The sequence below is a fragment of the Acidobacteriaceae bacterium genome, from assembly GCA_028283655.1.
Taxonomy (GTDB): Bacteria; Acidobacteriota; Terriglobia; order Terriglobales; family Acidobacteriaceae; genus Granulicella.
Genome location: JAPWKE010000003.1, coordinates 2,542,335 through 2,560,065, shown reverse-complemented (window position 1 = coordinate 2,560,065; position 17,731 = coordinate 2,542,335). Strand labels below are relative to the sequence as shown.

General features: G+C 60.9%; 9 protein-coding genes. 6 read left to right on the top strand and 3 right to left on the bottom strand.

The genetic code is table 11. From position 1 onward, the window contains the following. Positions 1–4 precede the first annotated feature (4 nt). From rodA to PW792_13860, 3 genes are all read left to right on the top strand, one after another. Positions 5–1,114 (top strand): rod shape-determining protein RodA, encoded by a 1,110-nt coding sequence (rodA, locus tag PW792_13870; GenBank protein ID MDE1163015.1) that lies wholly within the window; start codon positions 5–7, stop codon positions 1,112–1,114. A 542-nt stretch (positions 1,115–1,656) separates the two neighbouring features. Beyond that, positions 1,657–5,223: an Rne/Rng family ribonuclease gene (locus tag PW792_13865; GenBank protein MDE1163014.1), complete on the top strand. Its 3,567-nt coding sequence runs from the start codon at positions 1,657–1,659 to the stop codon at positions 5,221–5,223. Positions 5,224–5,361: 138 nt separating this feature from the next. Next, positions 5,362–6,444 (top strand): aromatic ring-hydroxylating dioxygenase subunit alpha, encoded by a 1,083-nt coding sequence (locus tag PW792_13860; GenBank protein ID MDE1163013.1) that lies wholly within the window; start codon positions 5,362–5,364, stop codon positions 6,442–6,444. A gap of 3 nt (positions 6,445–6,447) precedes the next feature. On the opposite strand, the gene PW792_13855 is transcribed toward PW792_13860, so the two are convergent. Further along, on the bottom strand, positions 6,448–7,515 hold the full coding sequence (locus tag PW792_13855; protein MDE1163012.1) for an SDR family oxidoreductase: 1,068 nt from the start codon (positions 7,513–7,515) through the stop codon (positions 6,448–6,450). Between the two features lie 378 nt (positions 7,516–7,893). Between PW792_13855 and PW792_13850 the strand changes: the two genes are divergently transcribed. Together PW792_13850 and PW792_13845 are read left to right on the top strand one after the other, a co-directional pair. Beyond that, positions 7,894–9,381, top strand: coding sequence for a SulP family inorganic anion transporter (locus tag PW792_13850; GenBank protein MDE1163011.1), 1,488 nt, complete (start codon positions 7,894–7,896; stop codon positions 9,379–9,381). Then, on the top strand, positions 9,378–10,319 hold the full coding sequence (locus tag PW792_13845; protein MDE1163010.1) for an EamA family transporter: 942 nt from the start codon (positions 9,378–9,380) through the stop codon (positions 10,317–10,319). Before PW792_13850 ends, PW792_13845 begins: the two co-directional genes overlap by 4 nt. On the opposite strand, the gene msrA is transcribed toward PW792_13845, so the two are convergent. After that, on the bottom strand, positions 10,316–10,987 hold the full coding sequence (msrA, locus tag PW792_13840) for a peptide-methionine (S)-S-oxide reductase MsrA (protein ID MDE1163009.1): 672 nt from the start codon (positions 10,985–10,987) through the stop codon (positions 10,316–10,318). The genes PW792_13845 and msrA overlap by 4 nt on opposite strands. 120 nt (positions 10,988–11,107) lie before the next feature. Next, the gene (locus PW792_13835; GenBank protein ID MDE1163008.1) at positions 11,108–13,264 is read right to left on the bottom strand and encodes a hypothetical protein; all 2,157 of its coding nucleotides are present in this window, start codon (positions 13,262–13,264) and stop codon (positions 11,108–11,110) included. Between the two features lie 256 nt (positions 13,265–13,520). On the opposite strand from PW792_13835, the gene PW792_13830 reads away from it, so the two are divergent. Then, positions 13,521–17,699 (top strand): DUF3857 domain-containing protein, encoded by a 4,179-nt coding sequence (locus PW792_13830; protein MDE1163007.1) that lies wholly within the window; start codon positions 13,521–13,523, stop codon positions 17,697–17,699. Positions 17,700–17,731: the final 32 nt, after the last annotated feature.

Below are 17,731 nucleotides of genomic sequence, written 5' to 3'. Positions count from 1 at the left end.
ACGCATGGTTCGCTCAAAATTTCGGGACTTCGATTGGACGTTGCTGGGGTTTGTCCTGGTTTTGAGCGTGATCAGCGTGCTGGAGATCCGGTCAGCGACCGCGATGACCAAGTTTCATGGCTTCCAGACCAAGCAGATTATCTTTCTCTGCATTGGGACGGTGCTGATGTTTGGGATGTCGTTGATCGACTATCACCGGCTGCTGGATATTGCGTACGTTGCCTATGGCATCAGCGTTGGGCTGTTGGTGGCGGTGCTGATTCCGCATATCGGGCAAAAGGTGCTGGGTGCGCGGCGGTGGATCAACTTCGGCGGAGGTTTTCATTTTCAGCCGTCGGAGTGGGTGAAGCTGGTGCTGATTGTGGCCATGGCCCGCTTTTTGTGGGGGCGGGCGGGCGAGGGCAAGGAGCTGAGCTGGAAGGACATCGGCAAGGCTTGTGCGCTGATTCTGATCCCGATGGCGCTGGTGCTGAAGCAGCCCGATCTGGGGACTGGGTTGACGTACTTCCCGGTGCTGGCTGTGGGGATGTTCCTGGGTGGGATGCGGTGGAAGCAGGCTGGCATCATTCTGCTGGGACTGCTGGTGGTGCTGGGAATTGGCTTTGCGGCGGGCAAACGGCTGAAGCCGTATCAGCAGAAGCGTATTGACGCGTTTTTGAACCCGGACTCGGACCCGAAGGGCTCGGGGTATCAGATTAAGCAGTCGCTGATCGCGGTGGGCTCGGGCGGTGTGTGGGGGCAGGGCGCGAACAAGGGCTCGCAGACGCAGGGAGATTTTCTGCCGATTCCGTACACGGACTTTATCTTCGCGGCGTTCTGCGAGGAGCATGGGTTTGTGGGCGCGACGTTTGTGCTGGTGCTGTACTTCCTGATCCTGGTGCGGCTGATCCAGAACGCGCAGATGGCGAGCGACCCGCCGGGGACGCTGCTGGTGATGGGCGCAGTGGGGATCATGATCTTCCAGATCGCGATCAATATCGGGATGTGCATCGGGCTGATGCCGGTGACGGGTATTCCGCTGCCGCTGATGAGCTACGGCGGATCGTCGATCCTTTTCACGTTTCTGTCGCTGGGAATCGTGATGAATGTGCGTATGAAGCGGTTTGTGAACTAGACTGCTTCGGTCGGTGTGGTTCCAGTTTGTAATGAGCCGTACCGGATGCTCGTTTTTTGTTGCATACTAATGACTGAAACCACCCCGGCCAGGGTCGCGGTGGTGAACGCAAGAAGCCGGTATTGCGCGGACGTCTATATTCCCGCCGAGACCGAGACACACAAGTTTGGATAGAAAGCCGGCCAGGCACCGATCTCATTTTTGCGGGCCGGACAAGGTTTTGAGAATGCAAGGAAACGGACAGCTAACGGCCCCGCCTCTTGATGAGGCAGTGTTGGTCACAAACTCCGTTTTTTGCATTTCGCGCAACAGCGCACGCGGTATCTTTACGAACATCAAGGCACAACTCGAAGGTCTGCTACCCGGTTCTGTACCGGGAGCGGGCTGGCTTCTGCTGTCGAGCGCACCCCCTGTTCATCCCGCTTATCAAATCCTGTCCGCATCCGCCGAGGTGGTCTGCGCGGCTTAGGCAGCGTAGATATTTCGGATTGCCTGTTCCGGCTTGCTCGTGAAATGCACGAGCAGAAAGCGGGACAGCAAGCATGTCGAAGGAAATTTACATCTCCAGCACACCGCAGGAAACGCGGCTGGCGATCGTTGAAAACAACGAACTTAACGAGATTTATTACGAGCGCGAGAACGAGTACACGCTCGCAGGCTCTATTTACAACGGCAAGGTGACGCGCGTGCTTCCGGGCATGCAGTCGAGCTTTGTGGACATCGGCCTTGAGCGCGATGCCTTCCTCTACATCACAGACTTCATGGAAGAAGCGGGCGACTCCGCGGACTTCGAAGGCGATCGCTCGGGCGGAAACGCGGGTGGTGGCGGTGCGCGTCGCGAGGGTGGCCGTGGAGAGGGTGGCCGCGGCGGACGTGGACGCAAGGAGCGCGGCGGCGATCGTGAGCGCCAGCCGAAGGCCAGCGTCGAAAGCAGCGATGAGGCGGAGTTCCGCAGCGCTGTGGACGAGCCGATGGTTGTTGATGCGGGCCGCGATGGCGAAGAGTTGGGCGAGGGAGCACCGGGTGCCGATGGCAGCCGTCGCTGGCGTGGACGCCGCGGCCGTCGCCGTGGTGGACGTCCGGGCGAAGAGCGCCAGGAGTCGCAGCCGTCGACCGGTGGCGAGCAGCAGGTTGTGGTGGAAGGCGGATGGGACGACGAGGGCTTTGATGTTTCGGCCAGCGCGGCTCCTGAAGCGGAAGCTGTCGTGGAAGAGACCGAGGCGGGCAGCGAGCAGGGCGAAGGTAGCCGTCGTCGTGGCCGTCGTGATCGCAATGACCGAGGTGGACGTGGTGGCCGCGGAGAGCGCCGCGAGCGTTCGTCGGCCCCGAGCCAGGAGTATGGCGCGGACGATAACGTTCAGGCTGTTCCGGGTGCAGAGCCGTTCATCCTGCCGGGCGAGACGCTGTCGAAGTACCTGCCGAAGGAAGAGCGTGAGGCTATCGATCGCGCTGAGGCAGAGGCTGCAGCGAAGCTGCCGAAGGCCCATGTGGCTGCGGCCAGCACCGAGTTTGTGATCAGCGGATGGGATGGCGGAACGGTTCTGCCGGGTGAGACGCTTCGTTCGCGTGGCGCAGCGCCTGCAGCTTCTTCTTCCTCTTCGCGTTCGGAAGAGGTTTCTGCCGAGGACATTCGCCGCTATGCGCGGGATGATCGCGGTGAGAGGAAGGGACGTGGCGAGAACACGGGCGATGACCGCCGTCGCGATCGCGATGCGCGCCGTGGTCGTCGTGACCGCAACATTGATCCTGCTGAGGCCGTGTTGCCCGCGGTGACGAGCCAGCATGAGCCGGAAGCAACGGTACTGCCGTTCTCCGATGATGCGCCGTCGTACGAAGTGGCTGAGACGGAAGAGCGCTTTGCGCAGCATGACCAGGACGACGCACACGCGGAGTTCATCGCGCAGCGACTGGAAGCGCAGGAGCAGCTTGAAGAAGTTGAGCCGAGCTATGAAGTCAGCACCGAAATGGCACCTGAGGCAGAGATCCCGGCAGCGGTGATCGAGGCGGTCGAAGAGTTCCACGAGACGGTGGAGGAGTACGAGCCGGAAGAGAATGCGTCGGCGTCGTTCCGCGTGGACAATGGCGATCAGCGCGAGTTCCGTCAGAGTGCTCCCGATGCGGAGCCGTTGGCGGAGGAGAGCGAAGCGGCTGCTGAAGAGCACTCCTTCACGAGCGTGCAGGCGACGGGCGAGATGATCTCTGAGCCGATGATCGAGGAAGAGATGCTGGATGAGGCTGATCCGCTCGACCACGAACGTGCTGTGCAGGGAACGCATCTGGGCGAGAGCGAAGGCACGCCGATGGCTGCGCCGATGTTCGCACCTGGCGAAGGTGAGTTGGAAGAAGAGCTGCTCGATGACGAAGAGGATGGCACGCTGATGCTGTCGGCGAGCGCCTTTGACGATGACACGGAAGAAGAGACGCTGGAGGCTGCTCCGGAGCTTGGCGGGCTGCTCGACGAGATGTCGCTCGACGCGCTGGTGCATGAGGACGAAGACGAGGACGAGGGCATTGACTTCGAGGACGATGACCTTGAGGAAGATGAACTCGATGCGGGTTCGGAGATTGCTGGTGCAGAGGTAAGCGAAGGCGAAGAAGAGCCGTTTGCCGAGAGCACGGAGCTGGACGAGAATGGTGAGCCGGTGGCTCGCGCTGAGGGCGGCGAACGCCGCGAGCGCGGACGTCGCGGTGGCCGTGGTCGTCGTGGTGGACGCGAGCGTGAGCGTGGGGAACGCCGCGAGCGTCCGGCCGCAGCGGAGGCGACCGAAGCTGCTCCTGCAGAGGAGAGCGAGCGTCGCGAGGGTGGCGAAGAGCGCAGCAGCGGTGGTGGTCGTCGTGACCGTCGTGGCATGGCTGGCTCGCGTTCGGGTGGCCGGATGTCGCGTGCTTCTGCACAGCTGACGGATCTGCCCGCGATCAGCGATCTGCTGAAGCCGGGACAGGAAGTTCTGGTACAGATCGCCAAGGAGCCGATTGCGAAGAAGGGTGCGCGCATCACGTCGCACATTGCTTTGCCGGGCCGCTTCCTGGTGTTCATGCCGACTGTTTCGCATGTGGGTGTTTCGCGCAAGATTGAAAGCGATGGCGAGCGTCGTCGCTTGAAGGAAATCCTGCTGAGCGAGCGTGGTGACGCTTCAGGCGGCTTCATCGTTCGCACGGCGGCGTCGGGCGCGAGCGAAGAGGAGCTGCGTAGCGATCTTCGCTTCCTGCTGAACCTGTGGGCGGACATCAAGTCCCGCTCGGAGTCGTCGAAGTCACCGGCGCTGATCTATCACGATCTCAACCTTGTCGAGCGTATCCTGCGCGACCAGGTAACGGACAACTTCTCGGCGATCTGGGTGGATACGGAAGATGCGTATGAGCGCGTTCTGCGCTTCCTGCAGCGCTTCCAGCCGAGCCTGATCCGCCGCGTGAAGCTGTACTCGAAGGAGACGCCGCTGTTTGAACAGTTCGGCATCACCGAAGAGATCAACAAGGCACTGCGTTCGAAGGTGTGGCTGAAGTCGGGTGGATCGATCGTGATCAACCAGACGGAAGCGCTGGTGGCGATCGACATCAACACCGGCAAGTATGTCGGCAAGACGGCCCGCCTGGAAGACACGATTGTGAAGACGAACCTCGATGCGATCCCCGAGATCGTACGCCAGATTCGCCTGCGCGATCTAGGCGGCATCATTGTGATCGACTTTATCGACATGGACGAGCGCAAGAACCGTCACAAGGTTCTGGCTGCCCTTGAAGAGGAGTTGAAGAAGGACCGCGCACCGTCGAAGGTTCTGCAGTTCAACGACTTTGGGCTGGTTGCGATCACGCGTAAGCGTGTGAAGCAGTCGCTGGAGCGCACGTTGTCGACGACCTGCAACATCTGCGCCGGTACGGGCATGGTGAAGTCGCCGATCACGGTCTGCAACGAGATTTACATCGAGCTGCGCAAGATGCACAAGCATCTGGACAAGGGCGATGTGATGCTGCGCGTGAACCCTGAAGTAGTGAAGCAGTTGAAGGCCGGAAGCGGCAAGTGGCTGCAGGAGATGGAAGAGATGAGCGGCAAGACGATCCTCGTGAAGAGCGATCCGGCGCTGCATCCCGAGCAGTTCGACATCCACTAGGATGTAGGCAGAAAAGTACGAAACAACAACGAACAGGCGGCGATCCGAAGTCAGGATTGCCGCCTGTTATCAATTTCCGTGATAACGAAATTATATGAATCGAATTGTAGGCAGGAAGCTTTTGCGAGAAGATGATCTATGGCTACCTCTTCTTCTTTTGTCCCTGCTTCAAGCGTTGTTGACGCTGCGTCACGCGCGGCCTCGTTGCTGCCCCGGAACTGCACTTTCCTTGAGTCTGACTGGAAGGTATTGGCGACGCAGTGGTTCCCCGTGGCGTTTTCGAGCGAGGTGACGGACAAGCCGCATGCAGCGCGTCTGCTGGATGAGCGTGTGGTGGTGTACCGCATTACCGATGGCACTGTGCGAGCGGCGAAGGACATCTGCTTTCATCGCGGAGCGCCGATGAGTATGGGCAAAGTGCAGGGCGATGAGATTGTGTGTGGTTACCATGGTCTGCGCTACGACACGGATGGTCAGTGCGTGTGCATCCCCGCACATCCGGGTGCAAAGATTTCGCCGCGTCTACGGTTGCACATGCTGGGAGCGCAGGAGGCGTTTGGCCTGGTGTGGGTACAGTTGCTGCCGGATGACTCCGCGAAGCTGCCTGTGATGGATGAGTGGAACGATGCAGACTATGTGCAGGTGCTGCCGAACAGCGTGCCCATGAAGGCTGCCGCAGGGCGGCAGCTTGAAGGCTTTCTCGATGTGAGCCACTTTGCGTTCGTGCATACGGAGACGTTTGGTGAAGTGGAGAACGTCGAAGTGCCCGACTATAAGGTCGAACGCACGGAACATGGCTTTGTGGCCGACTACATCAGCACGGTGAGCAACTACGGGCATGGCTACAAGCACCTGAACCCTGAGGGTTTTCTGTGGCGACGGCGCTTTGAGACGTATCTGCCGTTCACGGCAAAGCTGACGGTGTTCTTTCCGAACGAGGGACAGTTGCACATTCTGAATGTGGCGTCGCCGGTGTCAGCGCGTGAGACAAAGCTGTTCGTGCCGATCTGCCGCAACTTCGACGTGGATGCTCCGATGGAAGCGACGCTGGAGTTCAACCACCAGGTGTTTGCCGAAGATCAGGAGTTTGTTGAGGCGCAGTATCCCGAAGACCTGCCGCTGGACCTGCAGGCTGAAGCGCACTTTCCTGCCGATCGCAGCTCGATCCTGTATCGCCGAATGCTTGCGGAGTTGGGGCTTGGCCGCAGCTTCACGGCATAGCCGCTAGGGGATAAGGCGGTTGGCGCGAAGAGTTTCAAACAGATCGAAGAAGGCTTCGTCGGTGGCCTGATAGTCGAGGAAGCCTAGCTTGCGGCTCTTGGACATGTCGGTGACGACTTCGATGGGTCGGCCGAGGTCGGCGTCTGTGTGCCAGGCGGAGACGAGACGATGAAGATCGGGTTCGGCGAGTCCGTGCTTTTCTGCAAGTGAGTTCCAGAGGGGCTCGGCGTGCTTGAGTTGTGTTTCGAGTGGGAAGCCGTCGCTGGTGAAAGGGGCGGCTTCGATGCCGAACCACTCGGCGAGACGCGGCCACATCCAGCTCCAGCGGAAGACATCGCCGTTGACGACGTTGAAGGCTTCGTTGCGCGCGGCGGGAGTGGTGGCTGCCCAGAGTTGATGCCGGGCGAGCAGGCGGGCGTCGGTCATGTCTGTGAGGCTGTTCCACTGTGCGGCAGAGCCGGGGAATTGGAAGGGCATACCTGTTTCGCGGCAGAGGCTGGCGTAGGCGGCGAGTGTCGTGCCCATGTTCATCGCATTGCCGACGGCGTAGCCGATGATGGTGTGGGGGCGATGAATGCTCCAGCCGAAGCCTGCGTTTGCAGCCGCGGCGAAGACTTCGTCTTCCTGCGCGTAGTAAAAGTTCTCGATGTCGAGGCGCGGCTGCTCTTCGCGGAAGGGTGTTGCGGGAAGTACGCCTTTGCCGTAGGCCTCGAACGGCCCGAGGTAGTGTTTGAGGCCGGTGACGAGGGCGACGTGTTCGACGTGGCCCGATGCTGTGGCCGCGCTCAGGAGGTTGCGCACCATGCCGGCGTTGACGCGAATATTTTCGGCTTCGGTGGCTTGGCGTAGCCAGGTGGTGATGAAGATGTGGGTGGGCTGGAGGCCTTGCAGAGCCGCGGCGACGGAGGCTGGGTCTTGCAGGTCCGCGGCGAGGGAGTGAACACCCTTGATGGAGCATCCGCTGCGCGAGAGGCCGTAGATCGTCCAGTCAGACTGTGTGGCAAGCAGCGTGGCGAGGTTACGCCCGACGATTCCGGTGACGCCTGCGATGAGAGCGATTTTGTGGGCCATGCGATGTGATCTCCTGTTGGGGATTGGATGGGGACGGGCGGCGCACGATGCATGGGGGTGCGGGTATCAGAAGCAAGAAATGGCTGCAATGCGAGACAATAGGCTTGAAACGTTACATGCGCGCTTGAAGGAATGCGAAGGGTCGATGGGCCGGGAAGTTTGCCGGACGGATGTTGAAGCTGCCTGCATTCAAAAGCTTTCGACGTGTGACGAACGAGATGGCGGCCTGAGAAGCCGCAGCGGGGAACGGAGAGCCAACGCCGTTTCTGTACACCGAACCCAGAGGGCGGGACGCGCGCTGATGGAACCCGGCTGAATCCAGTTGAGGCCAGCGCCAGCGGACCGCTCTTCGCAGACGAAGAGAGGAATAGAAACAACGTGCCTGAAAACAATTCGATGTCCTGGGGCCCTGTCTCCTGGAGTCTGGCGCAGAGCGAAGTGCTGGCTGGCCTGACCTCTGCCCTTTCGCTGGTGCCGGAGGTGGTGGGGTTTGCGCTGGTGGCGCATGTGAATCCGCTGACGGGACTGTATGCGGCGTTCATCATCTGTCTTGTTGCGGCGATCTGGGGCGGACGCCCGGGAATGATCTCCGGCGCTGCGGGTTCGATGGCGGTGGTGAGCGCAGGGCTGGTGATGCAGCACGGCGTGGAGTATCTCTTTGCCACGATTGTGCTGACGGGCGTGCTGCAGATGCTCTTTGCGTGGTTCCGTCTGGGTAAGTTCATACGCATGGTGCCGCACTCGGTGATGCTGGGGTTTGTGAACGGGCTGGCGATCATCATCGGCTCGGCGCAGTTGCAGCATCTGCATGAGCATGGCCATTGGCTGCCGGCGAAGCCGATGCTCCTGATGCTGGGGCTGATTGCGATTACGGCGCTAGTGACGGTTCTGCTGCCGAAGCTGACGAAGGCGATTCCGTCGGCGCTGGCGGGTATTCTGGCGGCGACAGCGGTGGCGTTGGTGCTGCATATTCCTACGCGTACGGTTGGCGATCTGGCGTCGATTCATGGCTCGCTGCCGCACTTCCATCTGCCTGCTGTGCCGTATACGTTTGCGACGCTGCGCATCTGCCTGCCGTATGCACTGGTGCTGGCAACGATTGGCCTGGTGGAGACGCTGCTGACGCTCAACCTGATCGATGAGATGACGGAGACCGGCGGGCAACCGAACCGGGAGTCGATGGCGCAGGGTGTGGGCAATGCTGTGGGCGCGCTGTTTGGCGGCATGGGCGGTTGCGCCATGATCGGGCAGAGCATCATCAATTTGAACGCGGGTGGACGCAGGCGCTGGTCGGGTGTGATGGCCGGGCTGTTTCTGCTTTCGTTCATCCTGTGGGGATCGCATTGGATTGAACGGATTCCGCTGGCGGCGCTGGTGGGTGTGATGTTCGTAGTCAGCTTTGAGACGTTCAACTGGAAGAGCCTGACGATGCTGCGCAAGGTGCCGGGGCATGACACGCTGGTGATGGTTGTGGTGACGCTGGTAACGGTGCTGACGAACCTTGCGGTCGCCGTTGTGACGGGCATTGTGATCTCGGCGCTGGTGTTTGCGTGGGACCATGCGAAGGACCTTGATGTGACGGCGGAGGAGAGCGAGGGGCGCAAGGTGTATCACCTGGACGGCTCGTTGTTCTTTGCTTCGGCGACGCAGTTTGCGAGGATGTTCTCGCCGAAGACGGACCCGGAGCATGTGGTGGTGGTCTTTGAAAACGCACGCGTGATGGATGCGTCGGCGCTGGAGGCGATTGAAGGCGTGGCGGCGAAGTATCGCGCGGAGGGCAAGCGGCTGGAGCTGGTGGGGTTGAGCGAGCACTGCGACCGGCTGGTACGCCGCAAGGGACTGATGGTTCAACAGGAGCAGGCATGATGCAGCAGGAAGATCACGCGCCGTTGTGGAAGGTGCTGCTGGCATTTGCAGCGATCTACTTCATCTGGGGCTCGACGTTCTATGCGATCCGCGTGGGGGTGCTGGTTGTGCCGCCGGTGTTGTTTGCGTCCATGCGATTTTTTGCCGCGGGCATTCTGCTGTTCGGATGGCAGATGCTGCGCGGTGCTCGCTGGCCTTCGGTGGCGGAGTGGAAGGGGCTCAGCGTTGTGGCGTTGCTGATCTTTGTCGGCAACTACGGCCTGCTCTTCTGGGCCGAGGCGCATGTGCCTTCGGGGCTGGCGAGCGTGGTGATTTCAACGATTGCGTTGTTCATCGCGCTGGGCGAAGTGGTGGTGCTGAAGACGCGGCAGCTGACGGTGCGGCTGGTGGGAGCGTTGTTGCTGGGGCTGGCCGGGGTCGCGGTGTTGTCGCTGCGGCTGGGCGCTTCGGGAGAGGCTCCGGTGACGGTTGTGGGCGCGCTTGCGTTGCTGGGCTCGGCGCTCTTTTTTGCGCTGGGCAGTGTGGTTTCGCGGCGCGTGACGCTGCCTGCGTCGAAGGGCGTGAGTTCTGGTGCGCAGATGCTGGTGGGCGGCGGCGCGTTGCTGCTGCTGGCTGCGGCGATGGGTAACCTGCGTGGGTTTTCGCTGATGGCGTTGCCGAAGAATGTGCTGTGGTCGTGGGCGTACCTGGTGTTCGCGGGATCGATTGCAGGGTTCACCGCGTATGTGTGGCTGCTGGCGCGGGAGAGTCCGACGAAGGTGGGCACATACGCCTATGTGAACCCGATGGTGGCTGTGGTGCTGGGGCACTTTCTGGGTGGCGAGCCGTGGGGCGTACGGACGCTGGTGGGTGGCGTGTTCGTGCTGGGCAGCGTGATCCTCATCACGACCGCAAGGGCCGCGAGGCCGCCTGCGATCGCTGCGGAGGCAGAGGCTTAGTGGCCTTTGTAGGTGACGTAGAGCTCAGGGTAGTCGGCTTTTAGCGTGGCAATCTTGGGACGGTCGCAGACGAGGATGTAGGGATCGTTCGGGTTCTTGAGCGCGTAGTCCTGGTGGTAGTCTTCGCCGGGGTAGAAGCCTTTGAGCGGTGTGACTTCGGTGACGATCTTGTTGGGCCATGAGCGTGCGGCGGAGAGCTGCTCGATGTAGGCCTGCGCGAGTTTGAACTGTTGGGGCGAGGTGTAGAAGACTGCCGAGCGATAGCTGGTGCCTTCGTCGTTGCCCTGGCGGTTGAGCGTGGTGGGGTCGTGCACGGTGAAGAAGACACGGAGCAGTTGGCCGAAGGTGAGTTTGGAGGGATCGTAGACTATTTCAACGGACTCGGCGTGTTTGGTGGTCTCGGTGGTGACTTGAGAGTACGTGGCGGTGGAGGCTGAGCCGCCAGCGTAGCCTGCGGTGACCTTGAGCACGCCCTTCACGTGTTCGAAGACAGCTTGTGTTCCCCAGAAGCAGCCGCCAGCGAAGACGGCGGTCGCGCGTGATGGTTTGGCGGCGAGTGCGTCATCCTGCTTTGGAGCGGGCAGGGGAGAGTGCGTGAGCTGGGCGTTGCAGGCAACTGTGGAGAGAGCCAGAGTCGCGGCGAAGAGGGTGGTGAAAAGGCGGCGCATGGAAGACCTCTGTGGATAGGACGCGCGAGAGGGGTAGGAGGATTGTTGCGGATGTTGATGAGGCAAAGAAAAGCGGCGGCCAAGGTGGCCGCCGCTTTTCGGTTTGTTGTGTGGTGCTGGTTAGGGCTTCATGCCGACGGTGTTGGCTGCGATGCCTGCAGCGATGGGGGTGACCACCGGGACGGCAGCGCCTACGAACTCGACGATTGCCGAGCCTGCAAGTGTTGTTCCGATAGCTGTCCAAACGTTGCCGGAGGGATCGACTGCGATACCGCGCGGGTTCGAGGTATAGAAGGCCTTCTGAAAGCCACCAATGGCTGTTGAGCCTGTGGTGGTGTCCGTGCAGGTTCCGGTGTAGGCAGGAGACAACGCGGCGCTCGCGGCGCTGATCTCAGAGACCGAACCGTTGGCGATGTTGTAGTTCGATACCCAGGCGTTGCCCGCGCCGTCGACTGCGATGCCGCGGGGGCGGAAGATACCGCCTGCGCATTGCGCGGTCGAGGTGCCGAAAGAGGCGGTGTGGCCGGCCATGTTCACCGGTACAAGGCTGTTCGATGTGCCAACCGTTGCGCAGTTCGTTGCGCAGTAGTTGCCCATCCAGAAGGAGCTCGTGTTGTTTGGAACGCTGCTGGACGCAAGCGCAATGGCGTACGTGTAATACGTGGGGCCGCCCGTGTAGCTGGCTGCGCTGGTGGTGTAGCCGTTGACCGCTCCTGTAGCGGTGCTCGGTGTCACGACGTACGGGCCGCTGCTGGCGATGGTGTAGGTGTTGTTGACGATAAGCGTGTTCTGTAGACCGTCCGTTGCCTGCGCGGAGCCGTAGCTCGCGCCTGTGGTTCCGATCTGAGTGGCGGCTACAGCGGAGGAGGCGGAGGCTGCGCCACTGTACATGTAGGGCTGCTTGCCGCCGTAGTCGTAGGCGTAGAGGTTTCCGCTGCCATCAAAAGAGAGTCCCTCCATGGTGGCGACAGGCTCAGTCCATACTGTCTCGGTGCCTGCACCGTAACGGAGCAGCTTGCTGGTGGCACTGGACGAGGTGGAGTACGTCGACATCCACGCCGTGTCATTTGCATCGATGGCGAGCGCGTAGGTGCTACCGTAGAGGGCGCTGTCGCCGACGCAGGCTGATACGCCTCCGGTGGGAGAGAAAACACCCAATGTCGGGGTTGCGGTCACACTGTTGTTGACATAGACATTTCCCTGGGAGTCGATAGCGACCCCGTTGGGGTAATCCAGGGGATAACCAATCGAGCAGCTTCCTGCGGTCGTGTAACTGATGCCGATTGTCCAGTCGCTGGGGGCAGCAGTCAGTGAGGGCTGGAAGGGGGCTGCAGCGGCTGTGAGGCCGAAGAGCTTGCCCACCGCCGTCGGTGAACCGCTGGTCGGATTCGTGAGCATGAAGTAGATCGCCTGTAGCGTGTTGTTCGCCGTCTGGAAGGTAAGCGACGGCTGGCTGATTACGGAAGGCGACGGCGGTACCGAGTTACTGAAAAGCGTGGTGCAATTGTCGCTGCTTGCGTCCGTGCTGTTGACGCAGGCGGCGAGGATGTTTGCGATGGTATTGATCTTGGCCGACTCGGGAGTGGCCGTGACGGTGACTCCGCTGACGCTGCTGGACGGGGTGTAGGTGGTGTTTGCCGTACCCGCAGAGGTGTTGACTAGCGTGGAGATGGTCGCGACGGCATTGTTGAAGCCGAGCTGGCCCTGTGTGGTGGCGGGTGCGCCGATGGCTCCGCTCACAGGGTTGTAGTACTGCTGAAGCGCGGCCATCGAGGCTACGGTGGTGACTTCGTTAATGTTTGCGAAGGTCGCGTTCGATACCGTGGAGCACTTACCGATGGAAGCTACCAGAGCAATCGCGCTGTTCGGGTTGGGATTGTTTGCCGTGCCGTTGCCGGTCGAGTTTCCGCCGAGGGCGACGAGGAACATCTGCGGATCGCCGCTTGCGGGGCAGCCCCAGGTGTTGCCACCAGGGTTTGCGCCGGTGTTTGTGCTGTTCTTGGTGAAGGAGAACGAGCCATAGGCGTCATAGGCCGAGGTGGTCGAAGCATACACCTGGGAGCCGAGGCCGTATCCGGTTGAACCTGCCCCATAGAGATATACGGAGGATCCGACAACGGGCTGGTTGCCGCCCATGATGTGTCCGGTCAGAGAAGCTGCTGTTGTGGCGGAGGTCGTGGTGGCGGTGTTGGTCATGGCGCAGCCAGCGAGCGCCAGTGTTACCGCCGCAGCGGTAACAGGGATGATAAGACGACGAGTAATCGATAGGAACGTCAACGCAACTCTCCTTGCGGGTAGTCCAGAGGGTAGGCGGGAGTGTGCGTACAAGGCTCCCAGGATAGAAAAGGATCGTATTGGCAACGTTATATCGATGCTCGACTTGTCTCCAAGGGGATTTTCAGGAGATGGGCGATTTACGCACGATTGGCTTGACGCTGTTGCGGTAGGGAATTATGCGTCGTGCTCTTATTGAGGGGATTGGGCTGACGAAGCTGGTATGTTGAGTGCACATTCCATTTTGAAGGTTTCCCCGATGTTGCGTTCGTATCCGGTCGCGGCGGCTGCGCTGCTGCTTTCTGCTTTTTCTGTGTCCCAGGCCCAGAGTGTTCCGGCAACCGCCCCAAAGCTGGGTGGTGCTGTCTTTCGTTCCAGCGTGGCGGAGTTACGTGCTGCGTCTGCTGCCGTTCCTGCATCGTCAGAATCTGATGTGCAGATTCTGCTGGAAGAGTCTCGCTTCCGGTTTGCGGCAGATGGAACGCGGATCACGGAGCATCGCCGGATCTACCGCATTGATGTGCAGGAGGCGGTGAAGGGCTGGTCAGAGATCTCGCAGACCTGGGATCCCTGGTTTGAGAAGCCCTCGCAGTTGCGTGCGCGAGTGCTGACGGTGGATGGCCGCTTTGCAGAGCTGGACCAGAAGACCGTGACGGATGCTCCGGTAAAGGCTGATGACAGCGATACGTTTTCTTCGGAGCATGTGCGACGAGCGCCTCTTCCGGCGGTGGGTGTGGGTTCGATCGTGGAAGAAGTGGAGACGCTGGAGGAGAAGACTCCTTACTTTGCCGGTGGGGGGAACTACCAGTTTTCTGTGCGGTTGAGCGTGCCGGTGGCGGTGTCGCGGTTGATCGTGGAGTCGCCTGCGGGGATGGCGGTTCGAACCAAGCTGCCGACAGAGGTGCACGAAGCTACGACGAGTGAGGATGTGGCTGGTTTGCACCGCGTGGTGTACGAGGCGGTAGGGATGGCGGCGACGACGGAGGACGACATCAACCTCAACTCGAACGAGTCGACGCGGCCGCATGTGTTCTTTTCGACGGGGGCGTCGTGGGCTGCGATGGCGTCGGGCTATGCGGCTTTGGCGGAGCCACAGATTGTGGTGGACGACGTAAAGGCTGCGTTGCCAAGCACGTTGCCGACGGAGCGCATGGCCAAGATGGCTGCTGTGCTGGCGGCGTTGCACAAGTCTGTGCGTTACACCGGCGTGGAGTTTGGTGCGGCCAAGCTGACTCCGCAGCGCCCGGCAGAGACGTTGAAGCGTCACTACGGCGACTGCAAAGACAAGGCGACGTTGCTGGTTGCGATGCTGCGGGCGGTTGGCGTGCCGGCAAACCTGGCGCTGTTGAGTGCAGGGCCGGGTGCGGACGTTGAGAGCGATCAGCCGGGGCTGACGCAGTTCGATCATGCGATCGTCTATGTTCCGGCGGCGGGCAGCGAACCGGCGGTGTGGATCGATGCGACGGCGGAGCACTATGCGCTAGGCAGTCTGCCGTGGGGCGATCATGGCCGCAAAGCGCTGGTGATTGCGGCAGGGACGACGGAGCTGACCAAGATTCCAGAGGCTGTCGCGACGGGGTCTGTGCTGGTGGAGACGCGTGATTTCACGCTGGCGCAGTATGGACCTTCACACACTGTAGAGGTTTCGCAGACGACGGGGGACGTGGACGCGCAGTATCGCTCGCAGTATGGGGGCGAGGATGTCGGCGAACTGCATACGCAGATGGAGAAGTATGCAAACAACACGTACCTCGCAAAGACGCTGACACACGTTTCACATGGAGATGCGGCTGATCTGCAGAAGCCGTTTGCGCTGACGCTGGATATGGATGGCGCGCGTCGAGGCATGTCCGGGCTGACAGACTCGGGTGCGGTGGCGTATGCCACCTATGCGATCTACCGCTTGCCGCGCTGGTTCCGCACGGAGCCGGAGAAGCTGAACCCGGATGCAAGTGCACAGGCGAAGCATGAGTTTGCGCTGGCGGAAGCGAGCCGGTTGAAGACGTATACCTTCATGCCGTTTACGGATGAGCGTCGTCTCCACGTTGTTGCGCCCGATGGATTTGTGGCTCGTGCTTTGCTGCCGAACAAGACGACGCAGCTTGGCAAGGCGGTTTTGACGGAGACGTACACGAGCCCACAGCCGAATGTGATTGATGCGGTGATTCACTTTGACAGTGGCCCGGGAACGTTGACGGCGGAAGAAGCGCTGGCGATGCGGACGGCTGTGCTGGAGTTGGATAAGCGCGATTACATTGGGCTCTTCTTCGATGCTCCTGGCGAGCGCGAGAAGGCTGCAGGCAAGGTGAAGGATGAGCTTGCGATTCAGCGCAGAATGATTGCGGCGCATCCGTCGGAGGCGATGTATCACGCGCGTCTGGCGAACACGTTGATGGAGCTTGGACTGGTGGAAGAGAGCCAGGCGCAGGCACGCAAGGCAGTTGAGCTTGCGCCGGGGGAGTCGATCACGCAGGTGGTGCTGGCTTATTCGCTGGAGCGCGATAGCCTGGGTGTTCGCTTTGGCGGTAACTTCGACCGCGCGGCTGCGCTGGTAGCTATGAAGAAGGCCGTTGAGCTTGACCCTGAAAACAATGACATGCGCTTCGATCTGGCCGTGTTGTACGAGTTCAATGCACGTGGCGTGCGTTATGCAAAGGACGCAGATGTTGCCAGTGCCGTTACGACGTATCGCGCGATGATCGATAAGGACAAGACCAAGGTGACGTCGCAGACTATGAACAATCTGCTCTACGCGCTGTACTTCTCGGGCCGCTATGCGGAGCTCGATGCAGAGCTGGCGAAACTACCTTCGGATGGTACGCGGCGGTCTCTGGCGATTGCGTCTGCAACGGTGGCGAAGGGCGTGTCTGCAGGGCTTGCGGCAGCGTCGCGCGGCAATGATGGTGCGAGCGAAAGGCTGCAGAACCTGCGTACGGCAGGGTCTTTGCTGGCCCAGATCTCTCACTACGCAGAGGGTGCAGAGATTCTGAACGCTGGAATTGAGGGCGACGCGAATGCTGCTGCCCTGGGGCGCCAGGTGGAGATGTATCGCCAGGTAAAGCATGTGGACGGGGAGACGGTGAAGCCCACGGAGCCTACCTATCCTGTCGAGCACATGATGACGATGATGTTCCGCGGGAATGCAACTCGTGCGCAGATGGAGCCGCAGATGAGCCATGATGGCTACGTCTCGGACCGCGAGTTCGCTTTCGATCTGGACAAGGCCATGCTGGGCGCGGACATGATGCGGATTCTGGCACGGCAGTCGTCGCTGCAACCGAATGTGATGGCTGACCTCATCAGCAACAACGTGAGCTTCAAGGCTACCGGAGACGATGCGAGCGGATGGAAGGTGGTGGTGCAGATTGTCGGCGCCGATCCTTCGCACATGTTTGTTGCGCGGGAGGGCTCGAGCTACCGTGTGATTTGCGAAGACAAAGACACTGTCTTCTGCGGCAACGCGGTGTTGAAGCGGTTAGAGCATGGGGACACGAAGTCTGCGAAGGCGATGCTCGACTGGATTCGAGAGGAGACGCACCGTGGCGGTGGCGATGATGTGTTGAGCGGCCCGATGCTGCCGCGCTTCTGGACGGTTGGCAGCACGAAGGAGGGCGCTGATTCGGTGGCGTCTATGCGGCTGGCGGCGATCTCATTGGTCGCTTCGTCGGTGGATGCCAAGCCGTACCTTGCCGAGGTGGCTGCGGCTCGCGAGAAGGCCACGGGGTCGCACCAGGAAGACCTTGACCTGCTGCTGGCGGAAGCTGCTTCCGGGGCTGAGAACGGTGACGTGCTGCGGCCTGCTGCGGAGCGTTTGCTTGCGGCTGAGCCGGACTCTGATACGGCGTTGAGGTTGCTGTGCCGCTCATACCTGTTGAAGAACGAAGGCGCGCCGTTGGAGAAACTGCTGCGGGCGAAGCTGGAGAAGAAGCCTGACAACGTTGTGCTGCTGCGCGAGCTTTCGTTCTCGCTGGAAGCACAGGGCCGGTGGGCTGATTCGCATAAGGTGATGACGCAGATTACCGCGAGTGACAAGGCGGAAGCTCGTGACTGGAACGGGCTTGCGTGGCTCAGTGTTGTGACGGGTACGATCACGGATGCGGACCTGAAGGCGGCGCAGCAGGCGGTACAGATGACCAAGACGCCGTCGTTCGCGGAGCTGCATACACTGGCTTGTGTGTATGCGTTGCAGGGGCGCGTCTCCGAGGCTCGGGACATGGTGACGAAGGCGATGACGGCTGCCAACGAAACGATGCCGAACTCGGAGATATGGTTCGCGCTTGGCTTGATCTATGAGCAGTATGGTGAGCGTGAAGCGGCGCTCGGGGCCTATCGACATGTGGAGCCGAACCAGTTTTCGCTGTCGACGTATGTCGGGCCGACGGCGTCGTATCGGTTGGCGCAGAAGCGAATCGCTGTGCTGGAGGCTGCCAAGATCTAGCGGAAGGGAAGAAAAAAGCGGCTGTGAGAGGG

Coding starts and splice junctions, on each gene's coding strand:
- rodA (MDE1163015.1), top strand. CDS start 5: ATGGTTCGCTCAAAATTTCGGGACTTCGATTGGACGTTGCTGGGGTTT.
- PW792_13865 (MDE1163014.1), top strand. CDS start 1,657: ATGTCGAAGGAAATTTACATCTCCAGCACACCGCAGGAAACGCGGCTG.
- PW792_13860 (MDE1163013.1), top strand. CDS start 5,362: ATGGCTACCTCTTCTTCTTTTGTCCCTGCTTCAAGCGTTGTTGACGCT.
- PW792_13855 (MDE1163012.1), bottom strand. CDS start 7,515: ATGGCCCACAAAATCGCTCTCATCGCAGGCGTCACCGGAATCGTCGGG.
- PW792_13845 (MDE1163010.1), top strand. CDS start 9,378: ATGATGCAGCAGGAAGATCACGCGCCGTTGTGGAAGGTGCTGCTGGCA.
- msrA (MDE1163009.1), bottom strand. CDS start 10,987: ATGCGCCGCCTTTTCACCACCCTCTTCGCCGCGACTCTGGCTCTCTCC.
- PW792_13830 (MDE1163007.1), top strand. CDS start 13,521: ATGTTGCGTTCGTATCCGGTCGCGGCGGCTGCGCTGCTGCTTTCTGCT.